Origin of the sequence: Comamonas sp. B-9 (genome assembly GCF_000410635.1) — a bacterium.
GTDB lineage: Bacteria > Pseudomonadota > Gammaproteobacteria > Burkholderiales > Burkholderiaceae_C > Comamonas.
Window position 1 is genome coordinate 1 of record NZ_APCR01000558.1, and the last position, 1484, is coordinate 1484.

General features: G+C 47.1%; 2 protein-coding genes. Both read right to left on the reverse strand.

The window, feature by feature from the left end:
- Positions 1–203: 203 nt before the first annotated feature.
- On the reverse strand, positions 204–791 hold the full coding sequence (locus H928_RS31385; protein WP_148293059.1) for a hypothetical protein: 588 nt from the start codon (positions 789–791) through the stop codon (positions 204–206).
- A gap of 18 nt (positions 792–809) precedes the next feature.
- Positions 810–1484, reverse strand: a 675-nt coding sequence (locus tag H928_RS26305; protein WP_021025584.1) for an RHS repeat-associated core domain-containing protein, incomplete at its 5' end; no start/stop codon positions are given.

Genomic DNA, 1484 nt, shown 5'->3' on the forward strand with positions numbered 1-1484 from the left:
ATGCGGCGGCCGCTGCTGTCATAGCCGTACTCGACGGTTTTAGCGCAAGCATACGGGGCGCCTCTCAAAACCCCAAAAATTTCCAAAATTCGCCTCGTAATGCCTTGCCTTATTTAATGCCAATCTTTCAAAAATCGGGTTTTAAGAGAATCCCTAGTGGTGAGCAATCTGCAGAGCATGTATTGCCCGATTTAAATCCTGGATCAGCTTGCAGAATTCTGCTCACTGGAAATTATCAAATCCGTCCATTTTTTTCCAATATTCACAGGCAGTGAATCAAAGAACGGAATGGCATATTTCTCAAAATTATCTACAAAACGGTTGAATGCCGGAGTGACTTCGGCCATCTCCTGCTCACCCGTTTTAGGTTCAACAGGTGCATTTTTATTTCTTATCAATGATTTTATAGAAACTCTTTTTGTTTTTATAGGTTGCCAGCCGAAACAAGTCGATCTGTCCTTGTATTCCGGGTCCCAAACGGCCTGCATGACGACACATTGGTTTGTAGCAATTACTTCTCCCCTCACGACTATCTCATGAACTGCATCGAGAATATCGCCAGTGCTGTTTCCCCACGCAACAAAGGTGTTGAAACCTGCGTCTGTTCCATTTTTTGCCATTTCAAAAAAAACACTACAAGGCCTTGAAAAATGCGTCGTCGTGTACGCCAGTTTTCGTTGAATAAGTGGGTTCACTTTTTTCAAACCAGCATCGTATGAAAAATCGCATTTTTGACTTTCAAAATATTTTTCTAAGAGATAGTCCAGGCTCTTAACATGCCACGAGTTCATCACAATCAAACCTCCGCATTATCGAATACAACCTTCAATAACAAACTCGCCGAGCATCGCCGCAAGTTCGACCATTGCGCCCATCTGAGGAGCCACACCAGGATTTCCGAGCTTGTCTAGCATCGATTTTTGATGACGCTGGGATATTTCCTTGAAGGAAACCAGCACAACATCGTCGGTCTTTTTCAATGCAGATTTCAGCTGTCGTGCCGCACGCGCAAACGCCTCACTCGATGCACTGCCCAAGCTGTACTTCACTTCCATCGCCTTGGTTTTCTTGCCCATTTCAAAGAAGAAATCGACCGTGACCTTGCCATCTCCAGTTCTCCAACCCTTTTTCAGGTCGACCCCCGGCTTCAAGCACTGCCGAATCATCCCTTCGATGCGCCGCTCGACCAATTGGCCCAGATTGCGTATGGCCGCTCCCCCTGCTTGGCGGCCACCATTGATGAAGGCAAGCCTGACAATATTCATCTGGCGTCCGACCGAAGTCATGGTTCCAGCAATTGTGAAGAAATTGCCGCTTGGGTCAATGTGATTGACCGGGTCAGCGTTGACATAGATGTACTTATTGAGCGTCAGCGGAATGCTTTCCTTTCCCGGATGCTCATCCATCGAGATAAAGCGGCCAAGCTGTGGATCGTAATCACGCGCACGGAGATGCAGCAGCCCCGTCTGGCTGTCGGCATATTC

Excerpts from the sequence above, each read along its gene's own strand:
- H928_RS31385 (WP_148293059.1), bottom strand. The coding sequence starts at position 791 with ATGAACTCGTGGCATGTTAAGAGCCTGGACTATCTCTTAGAAAAATAT.